The following is a 17,141-nucleotide window of genomic DNA, read 5'->3' on the forward strand; positions in this document are numbered from 1 at the left end:
GGGAGAGAAGGAACCTGCAACAAAGGGCGCGGTGGGAACTGCCGTGGAGGAGCCGGGGTGAGGGGTGGGGGTGTGCGGATGTGGGGGTTGGGAGGCGTCACCTAGGCTTCGGGCATGTCGCGTGCAGGTTTGGACAAGAACCCCCGCGAGGTCGCCGAGATGTTCGACGGCGTGGCCAAGGGCTACGACCGCACGAACTCCGTCATGACCCTGGGGTTCGACCGGCGCTGGCGGGAGTGGAGTCGGCGGGTTCTGGACGCTCGGGCCGGGGAGAAGGTGCTCGACCTCGCTGCCGGTACGGCCGTCTCCACCGTCGAGTACGCCGCGTCCGGCGCCTGGTGCGTGGCGGCTGACTTCTCGATCGGCATGTTGCTCGGCGGCAAGCACCGGGACGTGCCCAAGGTCGCCGCCGACGCGCTCAAGCTGCCCTTCGCCGACGACGTGTTCGACGCCGTCACCGTGTCCTTCGGCATCCGGAACTTCAACGACACCGAGGCCGCCCTCCGGGAAATGGCCCGGGTGGTGAAACCGGGTGGCCGGTTGGTGATCTGCGAGGTGTCCACGCCGACGTTCCGGCCGTTCCGGTTCGTCTACATGCGTTACCTGCTCAAGATCCTCCCGTTCATCGGCCGGTTCGTCTCCTCCAACCCCGACGCCTACCAGTACCTCGCCGAGTCCATGCGCACGTGGCCCGACCAGCGCAGCCTCGCCGAGATCATCGCGAAGGCCGGCTGGGAGGACGTCGCCTGGATGAACCTCACCTTCGGCATGGTCGCCCTGCACCGGGCCACGAAACCGCAGCGGGTGGACGGGTGAAGGTCGGGATCGTCGGCGCCGGGAACATCGGCGCCTCCATCTCCGCGAAGCTCGCCAAGGCCGGGCACGACGTCCTGATCGCCAACAGCCGGGGACCGGAGACCCTGCCGGACCTCGAAGGGGTGGCCAAGGGGACGGTGGACGAGGCGATCCACGACCGGGACGTCACGTTCCTCGCCGTCCCCTGGGTCGCCATGGACGCCGTGACGCGCGACCGGGACTGGAGCGGGAAGGTCGTGGTGGACACGAGCAACCCGATCCTCCCGGGCTTCGTGTTCGCCGACATCGGGGACCGGCCCTCCAGCGCGATCGTCGCGGAGAAGGTCCCGGGCGCGCGCCTGGTGAAGGGGTTCAACACGCTCAGCCCGGAGCGGCTCGAGCGGGACGCCCGCACGGTGATCTTCCTGTCCGGCGACCACCCCGAGGCCACGAAGCTGGTCGCGGAACTGGTCGAGTCCGCGGGCTGGGCCGCCATCGACCTCGGCCCGCTGGAAGTCGGCGGGCGGCTCCAGCAGTACCCGGGTGGGCCGCTCCCCGGGCTCAGCCTCGTCCAGCAGGACTGAGCCCCGGCAGGACTGAGCCCCAGCAGGACTGAGCCCAGCAGGACTGAGAAAGCCTCAGGGAGTCATAAGTAGACTCGCGCCCGGGACTTTGTGAACTGACGCACAAGGAGCGGGGATGACGACTCCCAGCCGCCGCAGGGCAGGCGAGGACGCCGAGGTGATCGTGGTCGGCGCGGGACCCGCCGGGTCGACGGCCGCGACCTACCTGGCCCGCGCGGGCCTGGACGTGCTGCTGTTGGAGAAGAGCACGTTCCCCCGCGAGAAGGTGTGCGGTGACGGGCTCACCCCGCGTGGCGTGAAGCAGCTCATCGACCTCGGCATCGACACCCGCGAGGAGGCCGGCTGGCTGCACAACCGGGGCCTGCGGGTGGTCGGCGGCGGGGTCACGCTCGAGCTCGACTGGCCGGACCTGGCGACCTTCCCGCCCTACGGCGTGGTCCGCCCCCGCCAGGACTTCGACGAGATGCTCGCCAAGACCGCCCAGCAGGCCGGCGCGCGCCTCTACGAGCAGACGACCGTCACCGGAGCCATCCAGGAGAACGGCCGCGTGGTCGGCGTCGAGGCCAAGGCGGGGCCGGACAAGCAGCCGGTCACCTACCGGGCCCCGATCGTCATCGCCTGCGACGGCGTGTCCGCGCGCTTGGCCCTCAGCGTCGGCATCCAGAAGGACGACGCCAAGCCGATGGGCGTGGCCGTCCGCCGCTACTACGCGAGCCCGCGCACGAAGGACGACTACCTCGAGTCGCACCTGGAGCTGTGGGACCGCCAGAACGACGTCCTGCTCCCCGGCTACGGCTGGATCTTCGGCATGGGCGACGGCACGGTGAACGTCGGCCTGGGCATCCTCAGCACCTCCAAGGCCTACGGGACTACGGACTACCGAGCCCTCCTGCGCTCGTGGCTCGACGGCACCCCGGAGGAGTGGGGCTTCCGCGAGGAGAACGCCACCAGCCGCATCGGCGGCGCCGCGCTCCCCATGGGCCTCAACCGCAAGCCGCACTACCGCGACGGGCTGCTCCTGGTGGGTGACGCCGGCGGCATGGTGAACCCGTTCAACGGCGAGGGCATCGGTTACGCCATGGAGTCGGCCCGCATCGCCGCCGAATCCGTGGTCCAGGGCCTGGCCCGCACCGGCTACAGCCGGGAACGCGCACTTCACGGCTACCCGGTCCGCATCGAGCAGGCGCTGGGCAGCTACTACCGCCTCGGCAACGTCTTCTCGAAGCTCATCGGCAACCCGACGGTCATGCGCACGGCGACCAAGTACGGCCTACCTCGGAAAACGCTGATGAAACTGGTCCTGAAGCTGCTCGCGGGCCTTTACGACCCCAAGGACGGCGACTCCTTCGACCGTCTCATTACGGCCGCCACAAAGCTCACCCCAACGGCCTAATCAGCCCCCGCTAGCCGACGCAGCGCCGACCTCCGGGTCGGCGCTGTTTCGTTCTGGGTGTGCTCCCGTTCACTCCACGGCCCCAAAGCTGTTGATCTGCACCGTGTAAGACCAGGTCAGAGCATGTCCAGGGGGTGGGGTTCACGCCTCTGTGTGACGTTCTACACTGGCCCCCAGGTCTTGTGAATCAGTTCACAACCGGCTGAGATGCCTTGTGAAGTGTTTCACAAGCGACCTGCGGAAAGTTAGGCCCGCCTAACCTCCGCCAGGCCGCAACAACACCCTTAGGGTGCGCAACGGTCGGCGGTGCGTACCACCACCGCGACGACGCGAGGAAAGGACGACGGAGAGTGCTGGACCCTTACCTCCCCCTCGTATTGATGTTCGCCCTCGCCGCGGCCTTCGCCCTGTTCTCCGTGACGGCCGCCCCGTACATCGGGCCCCGCCGCTACAACAAGGCGAAGCTCGACGCCTACGAGTGCGGCATCGAACCGTCACCCCAGCCCGTGGTCGGCGGTGGCCGCATGCCGGTCGCCTACTACCTCACGGCGATGCTGTTCATCCTGTTCGACATCGAAATGGTGTTCCTCTACCCCTTCGCGGTCTCCGCGGACCGGCTCGGGCTGTTCGGCCTGGTGGAGATCGCACTGTTCGTCGCGACGGTCGGCTTCGCGTACGCCTACGTGTGGCGGCGCGGCGGCCTCGACTGGAACTGAGGGGGAAGACCCGTGGGCTTGGAAGAGAAGCTCCCGAACGGCATCCTGCTCGCCAGCGTGGAGAAGCTGGTCAACTGGACCCGCAAGTCCTCGCTCTGGCCGGCCACGTTCGGCCTCGCCTGCTGCGCCATCGAGATGATGACCACCGGCGGCCCGCGCTACGACCTCGCGCGGTTCGGCATGGAGGTCTTCCGCGCCTCGCCGCGCCAGGCGGACCTGATGATCGTCGCGGGCCGGGTGACCAACAAGATGGCCCCGGTGCTGCGCCAGATCTACGACCAGATGCCCGAACCGCGGTGGGTGCTGGCGATGGGCGTGTGCGCGTCCAGCGGCGGCATGTTCAACAACTACGCGGTCGTGCAGGGCGTGGACCACGTCGTGCCGGTCGACATGTACCTGCCGGGCTGCCCGCCGCGGCCGGAGATGCTGATCGACGCGATCCTCAAGATCCACGCGAAGATCATGGACGAGCCGCTGGGGCAGAACCGGGCCGCGCTGCTGGCCGAGCAGGGCAAGCGCACGGAGCTGATCCCGTCGTCCCAGCGCTTTGCGAAGAAGTGAGTGAGATGACGCAGCCAGGGGACGAGCACTCCAGCGCGCAGCGCGCCGTCGAGGGCTTGGAGGCGACCAACGGCGCCGCGCCGAAGGCGCCCATCGTCGCGGGCAAGGCCCGCAAGGGCATGTTCGGCGTCGCGGGGTCCGGTGACACGTCCGGCTTCGGCGGCCTGCGGCTGCCCGCCCACGTCGCCGCGCCCAGCGAGCGGCCGTTCGGCGGGTGGTTCGACGAGGTCGCCGACGAGCTGATCGCCGCGATCCACGAGGCCGGCCTGCCCGGCGACACCATCCAGCAGATCACCGTCGACCGCGGCGAGATCACGTTCTACCTGCGCCGGGAGCACCTGGTCGAGGTGGCGCGGATCCTGCGCGACGACCCGGCGCTGCGCTTCGAGCTGTGCAGCTCGGTGTCCGGCGTGGACTACGGGCCGGACGCCCCGCAGCGGCTGCACTCGGTGTACCACCTGACGTCGATGACCTACCGCCGGCGCATCCGGCTGGAGGTCGCGGTCGACGTGGACGACGCCCACATCCCCAGCGTCGTGTCGGTCTACCCCACGGCGGACTGGCAGGAGCGGGAAGCCTGGGACATGTTCGGCATCGTCTACGACGGCCACCCGGGCCTGACCCGGATCCTCATGCCGGACGACTGGGACGGCCACCCGCAGCGGAAGGACTACCCGCTGGGCGGCATCCCCGTCGAGTACAAGGGCGCGGAGATCCCCCCGCCAGACCAGAGGCGGTCCTACTCATGACCGAACGTCTTTCCGACGTGACCACCGGCACCGACACCACCGAGGTGGGCCGCGAGTCCGACCCGGCCGCGCAGAGCCGCGACCCGTACGACGCCACCTCCCGCCAGACCACCGAGGGCACCGTCTACACGGTGACCGGCGGCGACTGGGACGAGGTCGTGGCCGAGGCGGCGGGCGACGAGCGCATCGTCATGAACCTGGGCCCGCAGCACCCGTCGACGCACGGCGTGCTGCGCCTGGTGCTGGAGCTGGAGGGCGAGACCGTCACCCAGGCCCGCAGCGTCATCGGCTACCTGCACACCGGCATCGAGAAGAACTGCGAGTACCGGAACTGGACCCAGGGCGTCACCTTCGTGACGCGCATGGACTACCTGGCGCCGCTGCACAACGAGGCCGCGTACTGCCTCGCGGTGGAGAAGCTGCTGGGCGTCGAGGCCCCGGCCCGCGCGCAGACGATCCGGGTGATGCTCATGGAGCTCAACCGGATCTCCTCGCACCTGGTCGCCCTGGCGACCGGCGGCATGGAGCTGGGCGCGCTCACCGGCATGACCGCGGGCTTCCGCGAGCGCGAGGAAGTCCTGCACCTGCTGGAGTTCCTGACCGGTCTGCGGATGAACCACGCCTACATCCGCCCCGGCGGCCTGGCGCAGGACATCCCGGTCGACGCGCCGCAGCGCATCCGCGAGTTCATCAAGGTCATGGACTCGCGCCTGCCGGACTACGACAAGCTGCTCACCGGCCAGCCGATCTGGCGCAACCGCCTCGCGGGCATCGGCTACCTGCCGGTGGACGCGTGCCTGGCGCTGGGCGTCACCGGCCCGATCCTGCGCTCCGCGGGCCTGCCGTGGGACCTGCGCAAGGTCCAGCCCTACAGCGGCTACGAGAACTACGAGTTCGAGGTGCCCACCTCGACCGAGGCCGACTCGTTCGCCCGCTACCGGCTGCGCCTGGCGGAGATCCACGAGTCGCTCAAGATCGTCAAGCAGGCGGTGGACCGCCTGGAGCCGGGCCCGGTCATGGTGGACGACGCCAAGATCGCGTGGCCGGCGCAGCTGACGATCGGCGCGGACGGCATGGGCAACTCGCTGGAGCACGTCCGCAAGATCATGGGCCAGTCCATGGAGTCCCTGATCCACCACTTCAAGCTGGTGACCGAGGGCTTCCAGGTGCCGGCGGGCCAGGTGTACGTGCCGATCGAGTCGCCGCGCGGCGAGCTGGGCTACCACCTGGTCTCCGACGGCGGCACCCGGCCGATGCGCGTGCACGTGCGCGAACCCAGCTTCGTGAACCTCCAGTCGATGCCCGCGATGTGCGAGGGCGGCATGGTCGCCGACGTCATCGCGTCGGTGGCCTCTATCGACCCGGTGATGGGTGGTTGTGACCGATGACCCAAACGCAGGAACCCGTCGACTACACCGACGTCTTCGGCCAGGACACGGCGGACCGGGCGGCGGCGATCATCGCCCGGTACCCGTACGCGCGGTCGGCGCTGCTGCCGATGCTGCACCTGGTGCAGTCGGTGGAGGGGTACGTCAGCCAGAACGGGATCGCGTTCTGCGCCGACCAGCTCGACCTCACCCACGCCGAGGTCAGCGCGGTCGCGACCTTCTACACCATGTACAAGCGGCGGCCGTGCGGCGAGCACCTGGTCAGCGTGTGCACCAACACCCTGTGCGCCGCGCTGGGCGGTGACGCCATCTACGCGAAGCTGCGCGAGCACCTGGGCAGCGACGGCAAGCCGCTGGGCCACGAGGAGACCTCGGGCGAGCCGGGCACGCCGGGTTCGATCACGCTGGAGCACGCCGAGTGCCTCGCCGCGTGCGACCTCGGCCCGGTGCTCCAGGTGAACTACGAGTTCTTCGACAACCAGACGCCCGAGAAGGCGTTGGAGCTGGTCAAGGCGTTGCAGGCGGGCGAGAAGCCGCACCCGACGCGGGGTGCGCCGCTCACCGACTTCCGGCAGGCCGAGCTCCAGCTCGCGGGCTTCTTCGAGGGCCGGGAGGCGGACCTGGACGGTCCGTCCGCCGCGCCGGAGACCGTGCGGGGCGCCGCGCTCGCGGCGGACCGCGGCTGGACCGCGCCGGCCATGCCGGACGACGCGGAGTTCCCGCCGCTGCCGGAAAAGAAGTAGGGGGAGGCGAACGTGGTCGACCAACTGACTCCGGTCCTCACCAAGCGCTGGCTGTCGCCGCGCTCGTGGACGCTGAAGACCTACGAGCAGCTGGAGGGGTACACGGCGCTGCGCAAGGCGCTCAAGGCCCACCCGGACCAGCTGATCCAGCAGTGCAAGGACTCCGGGCTGCGCGGGCGCGGCGGCGCGGGCTTCCCGACCGGCATGAAGTGGGGCTTCATCCCGCAGGGCGACGGCAAGCCGCACTACCTCGTCATCAACGCCGACGAGGGCGAGCCGGGCACCTGCAAGGACATCCCGCTGATGATGGCGGACCCGCACTCCCTCATCGAGGGCATCATCATCACCTCGTACGCGATCCGCGCGAACTTCGCCGCGATCTACGTGCGCGGCGAGGTGCTGCACTGCATCCGCCGGCTCAACGCGGCCGTGCAGGAGGCGTACGCGGCGGGCTACCTGGGCAAGGACATCCTCGGCTCGGGCTTCGACCTCGACGTGGTGGTGCACGCCGGCGCGGGCGCCTACATCTGCGGCGAGGAGACCGCGCTGCTGGACTCGCTGGAGGGCAAGCGCGGCCAGCCGCGGCTCAAGCCGCCGTTCCCCGCGACCGCTGGCCTCTACGCGTCGCCGACCGTGGTGAACAACGTCGAGACCATCGCCTCGGTCCCGTACATCGTCAACGGCGGCGCGGACTGGTTCCGCACGATGGGCCGCGAGCGGTCCCCGGGCCCGAAGATCTACTCGCTGTCCGGTCACGTCGAGCGCCCCGGCCAGTACGAGGCGCCGATGGGCACGACCCTGCGCCAACTGCTGGACATGGCGGGCGGCATGAAGGACGGCATCCCGCTGAAGTTCTGGACGCCGGGCGGCTCGTCCACCCCGCTGTTCACCGCCGAGCACCTCGACGTGCCGCTGGACTTCGAGGGCGCGGCCGAGGCCGGCTCGATGCTGGGCACCACGGCGTTGCAGATCTTCAACGAGACCGTTTCGGTGCCGTGGGCGGTCATGAAGTGGACCGAGTTCTACAAGCACGAGTCGTGCGGCAAGTGCACGCCGTGCCGCGAGGGCACCTACTGGCTCGTCCAGATCCTCCAGCGCATGGTGCGCGGCGAGGGCACGGCCGGGGACATCGACACGCTGCTGGACGTCTGCGACAACATCCTGGGCCGTTCGTTCTGCGCCCTCGGTGACGGCGCGGTCAGCCCGATCACCAGTGGCATCAAGTACTTCAAGGACGAGTTCCTCGCCTTGTGCGACCAGAACTCAAAGGTTCTCGCAGGAGCAACGGCATGACGATCGCGCCTGACAAGACCACCGAGCTGGTCGTGCCCGAGGGTCACGTCAAGCTCGTCATCGACGGCCTGGAGGTCGTCGCGCCCAAGGGCGAGCTGCTGATCCGGACCGCGGAGCGGCTGGGCATCGTCGTGCCCCGGTTCTGCGACCACCCGCTGCTGGAGCCGGCCGGCGCGTGCCGCCAGTGCCTGGTCGAGGTGGAGATGGGCGGCCGGCCGATGCCGAAGCCGCAGGCGTCCTGCACGATGACCGTCGCCGACGGCATGGTGGTCAAGACGCAGCTCACCTCGCCGGTGGCGGACAAGGCGCAGCAGGGCGTGATGGAGCTGCTGCTGATCAACCACCCGCTGGACTGCCCGATCTGCGACAAGGGCGGCGAGTGCCCGTTGCAGAACCAGGCGCTCAAGCACGGTCGGTCGGACTCCCGGTTCCACGAGCACAAGCGCACGTTCCCCAAGCCGATCCCGATCAGCACGCAGGTGCTGCTGGACCGCGAGCGGTGCGTGCTGTGCCAGCGGTGCACGCGGTTCTCCGCGCAGATCGCCGGTGACCCGTTCATCGAGCTGCTGGAGCGCGGCGCGCAGCAGCAGATCGGTGTCGCGGAGGAGAAGCCGTTCCAGTCCTACTTCTCCGGCAACACCATCCAGATCTGCCCGGTCGGCGCGCTGACCTCGGCCGCCTACCGGTTCCGGGCGCGGCCGTTCGACCTGGTGTCCACGCCCAGCGTGTGCGAGCACTGCTCGTCGGGCTGCGCCGAGCGCACCGACTGGCGGCGCGGCAAGGTGCAGCGCAAGCTGGCCGGCGACGACCCCGAGGTCAACGAGGAGTGGATCTGCGACAAGGGCCGCTTCGCGTTCCGCTACGCCACCGCCGACGACCGGATCACCCGGCCGTTGGTGCGTGACAAGGCCACCGGTGAGCTGCGCGAGTCGTCGTGGACCGAGGCGTTGCAGGTCGCGGCGGCGGGTCTGGCGAAGGCGCGGGACGGCAAGGGCGTCGGCGTGCTCGGCGGCGGCCGGCTGACCCTGGAGGACGCGTACGCGTACTCGAAGTTCGCCCGGATCGCGTTGCGCACCAACGACGTCGACTTCCGCGCCCGCGCCCACTCGGCCGAGGAGCTGGAGTTCCTGACCTCGACCGTCCTGGGCGTCACCCCGGACAACGGCGGCGTCACGTTCAAGGGCATCGAGGCCGCGCCGGCCGCGCTGCTGGTGGCGTTCGAGCCCGAGGAGGAGGCCCCGATCGTCTTCCTGCGGCTGCGCAAGGCGGCCCGCACGAAGAAGACGAAGGTGTTCCACCTGGGCCAGTTCACCTCGCCCGCCGTGGAGAAGACGTTCGGCACGCTGCTGGCGTGCGTGCCCGGCGGCGAGCCCGCCGCGCTGAACGCCCTGCCCGAGCACGCCGCCGACGTGGTGGAGGAGCTGGGCAAGCCCGGTGCGGTGATCCTGGTCGGCGAGCGCGCCGCCGAGGTCCCCGGCCTGTTCTCCGCGGTGTCCGCCCTGGCGAAGACCACGGGCGCGAAGGTCGCGTGGATCCCGCGCCGCGCCGGCGAGCGGGGCGCGCTGGAGGCCGGTCTGCTGCCGACGCTGCTGCCCGGCGGCCGGCTGGTGTCCGACGCCGCCGCGCGCGCCGAGGTCGAGCAGGCGTGGGGCCTGGACGCCGGCACCCTGCCGGAGAAGGCCGGCCGCGACACCACCGGCATCCTGACCGCCGCCGCGAGCGGTGGCCTGGACGCGCTGGTCGTCGGCGGTGTCGACCCGTTCGACCTGCCCGACCCGGCGCTGGCCGAGCGCGCGCTGGACTTCGTCGGGTTCGTGGTGAGCCTGGAGCTGCGGCACAGCGCGGTCACCGCGCACGCCGACGTGGTGCTCCCGATCGCCCCGGCGGTGGAGAAGTCCGGCTCCTACGTGAACTGGGAGGGCAGGCACCGCCCGTTCGGCCTGACCCTGGAGGGCACCGGCGCGCTGCCCGACGGCCGGGTGCTGGACACCCTCGCCGTCGAGATGGACGCCGACCTGTTCACCCAGACCCCGGCGTCGGCCGCCGCGGACTTCGAGCGGCTGGGCCGCGGCACCGTCGCCGCCCAGGCCCCGACCGTGGCCGCGCCGCTGCTTCCGCAGCCCAAGGACGGCCAGGTCGTGCTGGCCACCTGGCGGCGGCTGCTGGACAACGGCTCGCTGCAGGACGACGAGCCGAACCTGGCGGGCACCGCCCGGCCGGTGGTGGCGAAGCTGTCCGAGGCCACGGCCGCCCGCCTGGGCGTCGAGCTCGGCGGCGAGGTCACCGTGTCCACCGACCGCGGCGCGGTGACGCTGCCGGTCGAGGCCGCCGACCTGCCCGATGGCGTCGTGTGGCTGCCGGGCAACTCGGGTGCGGCCACCGTGCGGCGCACCCTCGTCGCCGGCCACGGGTCGGTTGTCACGGTCACCAGCGGAGGCAAGGAATGAGCACCGCCGAACTCCTCGCCGACGACCCGGTCTGGCTGGTCATCGTCAAGGTCGTGGGGATCTTCGCGTTCCTCGTCGTCATGACCTTGTTCATGATCAACTGGGAGCGCAAGGTCGTCGCCCGGATGCAGCAGCGGCCCGGTCCCAACCGGGTCGGCCCGAACGGCTGGCTCCAGTCGCTGGCCGACGGCCTCAAGCTCGCGTTCAAGGAGGACATCCGCCCGGTCCTGGCGGACAAGTGGGTGTTCTTCCTGGCCCCGGTGATCTCCTGCATCCCCGCGTTCGTCGCCTTCTCGGTGATCCCGCTGGGCGGCGAGGTGTCGATCTTCGGCGAGCGCACCGCGCTGCAGCTGGTGGACCTGCCGGTCGGCGTGCTGGTCGTGCTGGCCTGCTCCTCGCTGGGCGTCTACGGCATCGTGCTGTCCGGCTGGGCCTCCGGCTCGCCCTACCCGCTGCTGGGCGCCCTGCGGTCGGCCGCGCAGGTGATCTCCTACGAGATCGCGATGGGCCTGTCGATCGTCGCGGTCGTCATGCACTCGCACTCGCTGTCCACCTCGGACATCGTCGACTCGCAGTCCGGCGGCTGGTACTTCTACCTGCTGCCGGTCAGCTTCCTGATCTACGTGACGTCGATGGTCGGCGAGACCAACCGGGCGCCGTTCGACCTCCCCGAGGCCGAGTCGGAGCTGGTCGGCGGCTTCCACACCGAGTACAGCTCGCTGAAGTTCGCGCTGTTCTTCCTCGCCGAGTACGTGAACATGGTGACCGTGTCCGCGCTGGCCACGACCCTGTTCCTGGGCGGCTGGCGGTTCCCGTTCGTCGGCGACGACCACCTGCTCAACTCCGGCTGGTTCGGCCTGCTGTGGTTCGTGCTCAAGACGCTCGCGTTCCTGTTCCTGTTCATCTGGCTGCGCGGCACCCTGCCCCGCCTGCGCTACGACCAGTTCATGCGGTTGGGCTGGAAGTTCCTGGTCCCGATCGCGCTGGTGTGGTTCGTGGCGGTGGCCTTCGCCCGGTACGTGCGCCAGGAGATCGAGTCGGACTCGCTGAGCACCTCCACCGTGCTGGCCGTGTTCGGCGCGGTCCTCGGCGTGGTGCTGCTGGTGGCGTTCCTGCTGCCGGACCGGCGCGAGGTGCGCGACCCGAACGCCGTGCCGGTCACCGGCGGCGGCTTCCCGGTCCCGCCGCTGGACCTGCAAGTGCCCAAGTCGCCGCCGCGCAGGCGGCAGGTGCCGGTGGCGGACCTGCCCGGCGAAACCAAGGAACCCGCAGCGGTTACCGCATCCAGGGAGGAGGCCGGCGATGGGGATGCTTGATCCCGTCAAGGGCTTCGGCGTGACCTTCGGGACGATGTTCAAGAAGGTCGTCACCGAGGAGTACCCCGAGGTCAAGAAGGTCACCGCGCCGCGGTTCCACGGCCGCCACCAGCTCAACCGGCACCCGGACGGGCTGGAGAAGTGCGTCGGCTGCGAGCTGTGCGCGTGGGCGTGCCCGGCGGACGCGATCTTCGTCGAGGGCGGCGACAACACCGAGGACGAGCGCTACTCGCCCGGCGAGCGCTACGGCAAGGACTACCAGATCAACTACCTGCGCTGCATCGGCTGCGGCCTGTGCATCGAGGCGTGCCCGACCCGCTCGCTCACCATGACCAACGAGTACGAGCTGGCCGACGACGACCGGCAGAAGCTGATCTTCACCAAGGAAGACCTGCTCGCCCCGCTGCTGCCCGGCATGGAGCAGCCGCCGCACCCGATGCGGCTGGGCGAGAACGAGCAGGACTACTACGTCAACGGGCCTCGGCTCGCCGCCGAGGCCGAGATCGCGGCGAAGCAGGAGGGCAAGTGAACCTCCTGCTCCAACCGGACACCGTCGAGCGCGTGGTGGACACCGTCACCACCGGCGAGGCGGTCGCGTTCTGGATCCTCGGGCCGCTGGCCCTGGCCGGCGCGCTCGGCATGCTGTTCGCCCGCAACGCCGTGCACTCCGCGCTGTGGCTCGTGCTGACCATGCTCAGCCTCGGCGTGCTCTACATGGTCCAGCAGGCGCCCTTCCTGGGCTTCGTGCAGATCATCGTCTACACCGGCGCGATCATGATGCTGTTCCTGTTCGTGCTGATGCTGGTCGGCCGGGACAGCTCGGACTCGGTCGTGGAGGTGCTGCGCGGGCAGCGGCTCGCGGCGGCCGTGCTCGGCATCGGGTTCGCCGGCCTCGTGGTCGGCTCCCTGGCCCGCGCGCTCACCGACGTGGACGCGATCGGCCTGGCCCAGCAGAACACCCAGAACGGCGGCAACGTCGCCAACATCGGGCAGTTGCTGTTCACCGACTTCCTGTTCCCGTTCGAACTGACCTCCGCCCTGCTGATCACGGCGGCGGTCGGCGCGATGGTGCTCGCCTTCACCTCCAAGTCCAAGGAGGCGAAGAAGACGCAGAAGGAACTGGTCGAGGAGCGCTTCCGCGGCGACCGGGTCGGCTCGCTGCCCGGCCCCGGCGTGTTCGCCACGGCCAACTCGGTGGCCACCCCGGCGCTGCTGCCCGACGGCTCGGTGGCCAAGGAGTCGCTGTCGGAGCTCATCGAGACGACGGCGAAGGAACGGCTGGAGGACGACGTCGCCGAGGTCACCGGCACGGCGCACCAGCCCGACGCGCACGCGCTCAAGGGAGACCGGTCGTGACCCCCACCTACTACCTGCTGCTGTCCGCCCTGCTGTTCAGCCTCGGCGCGGTGGGCGTGCTGGTGCGGCGCAACGCCATCGTCGTGTTCATGTGCGTCGAGCTGATGCTCAACGCCGTGAACCTCAGCCTGGTCACGTTCGCCCGCATCAACGGCGGGCTGGGCGGCCAGGTGATGGCGTTCTTCGTGATGGTCGTGGCCGCGGCGGAGGTCGTGGTCGGCCTGACGATCATCATGGCGATCTTCAAGACGCGTCGCTCGGCCTCGGTCGACGACTCCAACCTGCTGAAGTACTGAGAGGTCGACGGTGACGGAACCTGTTGCCGCCAGCGGGATCGGCAGTCTCGCCTGGTTGTTGCTCGCGCTGCCCGCGTTCGGCGCGACCGTGCTGCTGTTGGGCGGCCGGCGCACCGACAAGTGGGGCCACCTGCTGGGCTGCGCGACCGTGATCGCGTCGTTCGCGTACGGCGTGGCGCTGTTCTTCGACACCATCGGGCAGACCGGCGAGCGGACCAGCGAGCTGCACCTGTTCGACTGGATCCCGGTGAACGCGCTGAACGTCGAGTTCGGCCTCCGGCTCGACCCGCTGTCGCTGACGTTCGTCCTGCTGATCACGGGTGTCGGGTCGCTGATCCACATCTACTCGATCGGCTACATGGCGCACGAGGCCGGGCGGCGGAAGTTCTTCGCCTACCTGAACCTGTTCGTCGCGGCCATGCTGCTGCTGGTGCTGGGCAACGGTTTCGTGACCCTGTACTTCGGCTGGGAGGGCGTGGGTCTGGCCTCCTACCTGCTGATCGGCTGGTACCAGTACAAGCCGGAGGCGGCCAGCGCCGCGAAGAAGGCGTTCCTGATGAACCGGGTCGGCGACCTGGGTCTCGCGATCGGCATCTTCATCCTGTTCAAGGAGCTGGGCACCACCCAGTACACCGAGGTGTTCGCCCGGGTCGGCGAGCTGTCGGCGGCCGAGGTCACCGCGGTGACGCTGCTGCTGCTCCTGGGCGCGTGCGGCAAGTCCGGCCAGTTCCCGCTCCAGGCGTGGCTCCCGGACGCCATGGCCGGCCCGACCCCGGTGTCGGCGCTGATCCACGCGGCCACGATGGTCACCGCGGGCGTCTACCTGATCGCCCGCTCGAACCCGATCTACAACGCCTCCGCCGACGGCCGCCTGGTCGTGATGATCATCGGCGCGGTCACGTTGCTGCTCGGGTGCGTCATCGGCTGCGCCTACGACGACTTCAAGAAGGTCCTGGCGTACTCGACGGTCAGCCAGATCGGCTACATGATCCTCGCCGTGGGCCTCGGCCCGGTCGGCTACGCGCTGGGCATCATGCACCTGCTCACGCACGGCTTCTTCAAGGCCGGCCTGTTCCTCGGCGCCGGTTCGGTCATGCACGGCATGAACGACGAGGGCAACATCCGCCGCATGGGCGGCCTCTGGCGCAAGATGCCCATCACGTTCGTCACCTGGACGCTGGGCTACCTCGCGCTGATCGGCTTCCCGTTCCTGTCCGGCTACTTCTCCAAGGACGCCATCATCGCGGCGGCGTTCAGCGAGCACGGCTGGCGCGGCTGGGTGTTCGGCGGCGCGGCGGCGCTGGGCGCGGGCATCACCGCGTTCTACATGACCCGCCTGCTGTTCCTGGTGTTCCTGGGCAAGGCCCGCTGGCAGGACCTCAAGAGCGAGGACGGCCGCGAGTACCACCCGCACGAGTCGGGTCTGACGATGACGGTCCCGATGATCCTGCTGGCGGTCGGCTCGGTCGGCGCGGGCGCGTTCTTCGCCTCCGGCGACAACCTGGCGAACTGGCTGGCCCCGTCGCTGGGCGAGCTGCAGGAGCAGCACGGCGTGCTCGACCACAACGTCGTGAACTTCCTCGTGCTGGGCCTGTCCGCGCTGGGCGTGCTGGTCGCGTGGCTGTTCTTCGGCCGCAGCGCGCAGCCGGTCGAGCGGCCCGAGCGGGTGTCGTTCGTGGTCCGCGCCGCGCGCAACGACCTGTACGGCAACGCGCTCAACGAGGCGCTGTTCGCGCGACCGGGCACCTGGCTGACCCGCGCGCTGGTGTTCGTCGACAACAAGGGCGTGGACGGGCTGGTCAACGGCTCGGCCGCGCTGCTGGGCGGTAGCTCGGGCCGGCTGCGCCGCTTGCAGACCGGGTTCGTGCGCTCGTACGCGCTCTCCATGCTCCTGGGTGCGATCTTCGTCCTGGGCGCGCTGCTGATGGTGAGGTTCTCGTGAGCTGGACGCTGATCGCGCTGCTCCTGCTGCCCCTGGCGGGCAGCGTCGTGGTGGCCTTCCTGCGGGGCAACGACCGGACCGCGAAGCTCGTGGCGCTCGCCTTCGCGCTGGCCGAACTGGTGGTGGCGGTGCTCGCCTGGGTCGCCTTCGACCCGTCCGGCGACCGCCTCCAGCTGACCAGCTCGGCCGAGTGGATCCCGGCGTTCGGCATCCACCTGTCCTTCGGCGTGGACGGCATCGCCCTGGTGATGATCGCCCTGATCGCCTTCCTGGTGCCGGTGGTCATCGGCGGGTCCTGGGCGGACAAGCTGCCCGAGGGCCGCAGCGCGGGCGGGTTCTTCGCCCTGCTGCTGGTCATGGAGACCGGCATGGTCGGTGTCTTCGCCGCCACCGACGTGTTCCTGTTCTACGTGTTCTTCGAGGCCGTGCTGGTCCCGATGTACTTCCTGATCGGCCGCTTCGGCGGGCCGAACCGGCAGTACGCGGCGATGAAGTTCTTCCTGTACTCGCTGCTGGGCGGCCTGGTCATGCTGGCCTCGGTGATCGGCGTGTACGTGGCCGCCGCCGACAAGCTCGGCTCGGGCACGTTCGACTGGGCCACCCTGGTCACGGTCACCAAGGACCTGCCGCTGTCCACGCAGATCTGGCTGTTCCTGGGCTTCTTCATCGCCTTCGCGATCAAGGCGCCGCTGGTGCCGCTGCACACGTGGCTGCCCGACGCCGGTGCCGAAGCCCCGGTCGGGGCGGGTGTGCTGCTGGTCGGCATCCTGGACAAGATCGGCACGTTCGGGTTCCTGCGCTACTGCCTGCCGCTGTTCCCGCTGGCCAGCAAGGAGCTCGCGCCGCTGGTGCTGGTGCTCGCCGTCGCGGGCATCCTCTACGGCTCGCTGCTGGCGGTCGGCCAGACCGACATGAAGCGGTTCGTCGCCTACACGTCCATCGCGCACTTCGGCTTCATCGCGCTGGGCATCTTCGCGTTCAGCTCGCAGGCGGGCGCGGGCGCGGTGCTCTACATGGTCAACCACGGCATCTCGACCGGCATGTTGTTCCTGGTCGTGGGCATGGTGATGGCCCGCGGCGGGTCGCGCCTGATCCAGGACTACGGCGGCATGGCCAAGCTGACGCCGGTGCTGGGCGGCCTGTTCTTCGTGGCGGGTCTCTCGTCGCTGGCGCTGCCGGGCACCAACTCGTTCGTCAGCGAGTTCCTGGTGCTCATCGGGTCCTACCCGAACCAGCCGGTGTTCACCATCCTGGCCGCCATCGGCATGGTGCTCGCCGCCCTGTACGTCCTCTGGCTCTACCAGCGGGTGTTCCAGGGACCGGTGCGCGGCACGGCCCTGGTGGACGCGGTCGGCGGACCGGGCGCGGCGCTCGACCCCGAGCGGGCGCACGTGCCGGACCTGAACAAGCGGGAACTGGCGGTGCTCGCGCCGCTGGTCGCGCTGATCCTGGTGCTCGGGTTCTACCCGCAGCCGGTGTTGGACGTGATCACCCCGTCCGTCGGGGCGACGCTCAGCGAGGTCGGCGTGACCGACCCGGTCGCGCAGGAAGGCAAGTGACGT

Annotated in this window: 16 protein-coding genes; all 16 read left to right on the forward strand. The window is 69.8% G+C overall.

All coding sequences use genetic code 11. The features are described from left to right. Positions 1 to 114 precede the first annotated feature (114 nt). A complete protein-coding gene (locus tag DFJ66_RS26190; protein WP_121224740.1) occupies positions 115 to 816 on the forward strand; it encodes a demethylmenaquinone methyltransferase in 702 nt (233 codons plus the stop codon). Then, positions 813 to 1,379, forward strand: coding sequence for an NADPH-dependent F420 reductase (locus tag DFJ66_RS26195; protein WP_121224742.1), 567 nt, complete (start codon positions 813 to 815; stop codon positions 1,377 to 1,379). The genes DFJ66_RS26190 and DFJ66_RS26195 overlap by 4 nt, the downstream gene beginning before the upstream one ends. A 115-nt stretch (positions 1,380 to 1,494) precedes the next feature. Next, positions 1,495 to 2,772: a geranylgeranyl reductase family protein gene (locus DFJ66_RS26200; protein ID WP_121224744.1), complete on the forward strand. Its 1,278-nt coding sequence runs from the start codon at positions 1,495 to 1,497 to the stop codon at positions 2,770 to 2,772. A 350-nt stretch (positions 2,773 to 3,122) separates the two neighbouring features. Continuing rightward, a complete protein-coding gene (locus DFJ66_RS26205; protein ID WP_121224746.1) occupies positions 3,123 to 3,488 on the forward strand; it encodes an NADH-quinone oxidoreductase subunit A in 366 nt (121 codons plus the stop codon). 12 nt (positions 3,489 to 3,500) lie between these two features. Then, entirely contained in the window at positions 3,501 to 4,049 is a 549-nt protein-coding gene (locus tag DFJ66_RS26210; protein WP_121224748.1) for a NuoB/complex I 20 kDa subunit family protein, read from the forward strand. Between the two features lie 5 nt (positions 4,050 to 4,054). Next, positions 4,055 to 4,798: an NADH-quinone oxidoreductase subunit C gene (locus tag DFJ66_RS26215; RefSeq protein ID WP_121231776.1), complete on the forward strand. Its 744-nt coding sequence runs from the start codon at positions 4,055 to 4,057 to the stop codon at positions 4,796 to 4,798. Beyond that, on the forward strand, positions 4,795 to 6,186 hold the full coding sequence (locus DFJ66_RS26220; RefSeq protein WP_121224750.1) for an NADH-quinone oxidoreductase subunit D: 1,392 nt from the start codon (positions 4,795 to 4,797) through the stop codon (positions 6,184 to 6,186). Before DFJ66_RS26215 ends, DFJ66_RS26220 begins: the two co-directional genes overlap by 4 nt. Next, on the forward strand, positions 6,183 to 6,929 hold the full coding sequence (gene nuoE, locus DFJ66_RS26225; RefSeq protein WP_121224752.1) for an NADH-quinone oxidoreductase subunit NuoE: 747 nt from the start codon (positions 6,183 to 6,185) through the stop codon (positions 6,927 to 6,929). The genes DFJ66_RS26220 and nuoE overlap by 4 nt, the downstream gene beginning before the upstream one ends. A 12-nt stretch (positions 6,930 to 6,941) precedes the next feature. Next, complete coding sequence (gene nuoF, locus DFJ66_RS26230) at positions 6,942 to 8,222, forward strand: NADH-quinone oxidoreductase subunit NuoF (RefSeq protein WP_121224754.1); 1,281 nt, start codon at positions 6,942 to 6,944, stop codon at positions 8,220 to 8,222. After that, on the forward strand, positions 8,219 to 10,669 hold the full coding sequence (locus tag DFJ66_RS26235; protein WP_121224756.1) for an NADH-quinone oxidoreductase subunit G: 2,451 nt from the start codon (positions 8,219 to 8,221) through the stop codon (positions 10,667 to 10,669). The genes nuoF and DFJ66_RS26235 overlap by 4 nt, the downstream gene beginning before the upstream one ends. Continuing rightward, positions 10,666 to 11,985 carry an NADH-quinone oxidoreductase subunit NuoH gene (nuoH, locus tag DFJ66_RS26240; RefSeq protein WP_121224758.1) on the forward strand — a complete coding sequence of 440 codons (1,320 nt, stop codon included), beginning with the start codon at positions 10,666 to 10,668 and terminating at the stop codon, positions 11,983 to 11,985. Before DFJ66_RS26235 ends, nuoH begins: the two co-directional genes overlap by 4 nt. Continuing rightward, a complete protein-coding gene (gene nuoI, locus DFJ66_RS26245) occupies positions 11,972 to 12,514 on the forward strand; it encodes an NADH-quinone oxidoreductase subunit NuoI (RefSeq protein WP_121224760.1) in 543 nt (180 codons plus the stop codon). Before nuoH ends, nuoI begins: the two co-directional genes overlap by 14 nt. Continuing rightward, a complete protein-coding gene (locus DFJ66_RS26250) occupies positions 12,511 to 13,341 on the forward strand; it encodes an NADH-quinone oxidoreductase subunit J (protein ID WP_121224762.1) in 831 nt (276 codons plus the stop codon). The genes nuoI and DFJ66_RS26250 overlap by 4 nt, the downstream gene beginning before the upstream one ends. Continuing rightward, complete coding sequence (nuoK, locus tag DFJ66_RS26255) at positions 13,338 to 13,637, forward strand: NADH-quinone oxidoreductase subunit NuoK (RefSeq protein ID WP_121224764.1); 300 nt, start codon at positions 13,338 to 13,340, stop codon at positions 13,635 to 13,637. Before DFJ66_RS26250 ends, nuoK begins: the two co-directional genes overlap by 4 nt. A gap of 10 nt (positions 13,638 to 13,647) precedes the next feature. Next, a complete protein-coding gene (gene nuoL, locus DFJ66_RS26260; protein WP_211351331.1) occupies positions 13,648 to 15,579 on the forward strand; it encodes an NADH-quinone oxidoreductase subunit L in 1,932 nt (643 codons plus the stop codon). After that, the gene (locus DFJ66_RS26265; protein WP_121224766.1) at positions 15,576 to 17,138 is read left to right on the forward strand and encodes an NADH-quinone oxidoreductase subunit M; all 1,563 of its coding nucleotides are present in this window, start codon (positions 15,576 to 15,578) and stop codon (positions 17,136 to 17,138) included. Before nuoL ends, DFJ66_RS26265 begins: the two co-directional genes overlap by 4 nt. Positions 17,139 to 17,141 lie beyond the last annotated feature (3 nt).

It is taken from the genome of Saccharothrix variisporea, assembly GCF_003634995.1.
Classification (GTDB): domain Bacteria; phylum Actinomycetota; class Actinomycetes; order Mycobacteriales; family Pseudonocardiaceae; genus Actinosynnema; species Actinosynnema variisporeum.